1 protein-coding gene is annotated in these 949 nt (G+C 67.3%); it reads left to right on the forward strand.

Going from position 1 to position 949, the window contains the following annotated elements; all coding sequences use genetic code 11:
* Positions 1-949: autotransporter-associated beta strand repeat-containing protein (locus PTT45_RS00005; RefSeq protein WP_273810625.1), on the forward strand; the 949-nt coding region annotated here is incomplete at both ends.

A 949-nucleotide genomic window follows, 5' to 3' on the forward strand; every position in this document is an offset into this window, starting at 1 on the left:
TCGCCGGCGCCAGCAACCTGGACAGCGCCAGCGCACGCACCCTGGCCAACGCCATCACCCTCGACGATGACCTGACCCTGCCCGGCTCCGCCGACTTCACCCTCAACGGCATCATCACTGGCGGCGCGGGCAACAGCCTGATCAAACAGGGCGCGAGCACACTGACCCTCAATGGCGTGAACACCTATGCCGGCGGCACCACCCTTGGCGGCGGCAACCTGATCGTCGGCAACGGCAGCGCCCTGGGTAGCGGCGCACTGAATGTCAGCGGCGCCGCCGGCCTCGATGCCAGTCAGGCGCTGAACCTGGGCAATGCCATCGCCCTCGGCAATACCCTGACCCTCGGCGGCAGCCATGACCTCGGCCTGACGGGCGTGCTCAGCGGCAGCGGTGCACTGATCAAGAACGGCGCCGGCAGCCTGACCCTCTCCGGCAACAACAGCGGCTACAGCGGCAACACCAGCCTGAATGCCGGCAGCCTGGTACTCGGCAACGCCAATGCGCTGGGCAGCGGCACTCTTACGGTCGGAGGCCCGGCCAACCTCAGCACCAGCGGCGCGATGAACCTGGGCAACGATGTCGTGCTCAACGGCGCTCTGACCCTCAACGGCAACAACAACCTCGGCCTTAATGGTGACCTCAGCGGCAACGCTGCGCTGATCAAGAATGGCAGCGGCACGCTGACCCTCGGCGGCGACAACAGCGGCTACGGCGGCACCCTGTCGGTCAATGCCGGCACCCTGCAGGGCGGTGCGCAGAACCTGGTCGACAACATCGTCAACAACGCCCTGGTCACCATCGCCCAGACCGGCAATGGCACCTATGCCGGCAGCATCTCCGGCAGCGGCGGCGTGACCAAGACCGGTACCGGCACCACCACCCTCAGCGGCAGCAACAGCTTCACCGGGCCGCTCAGCGTGCAGGCCGGCAACCTCGAAGTCAGTGGCGG

The organism is Pseudomonas sp. Gutcm_11s (genome assembly GCF_028649395.1).
Lineage (GTDB): Bacteria > Pseudomonadota > Gammaproteobacteria > Pseudomonadales > Pseudomonadaceae > Aquipseudomonas.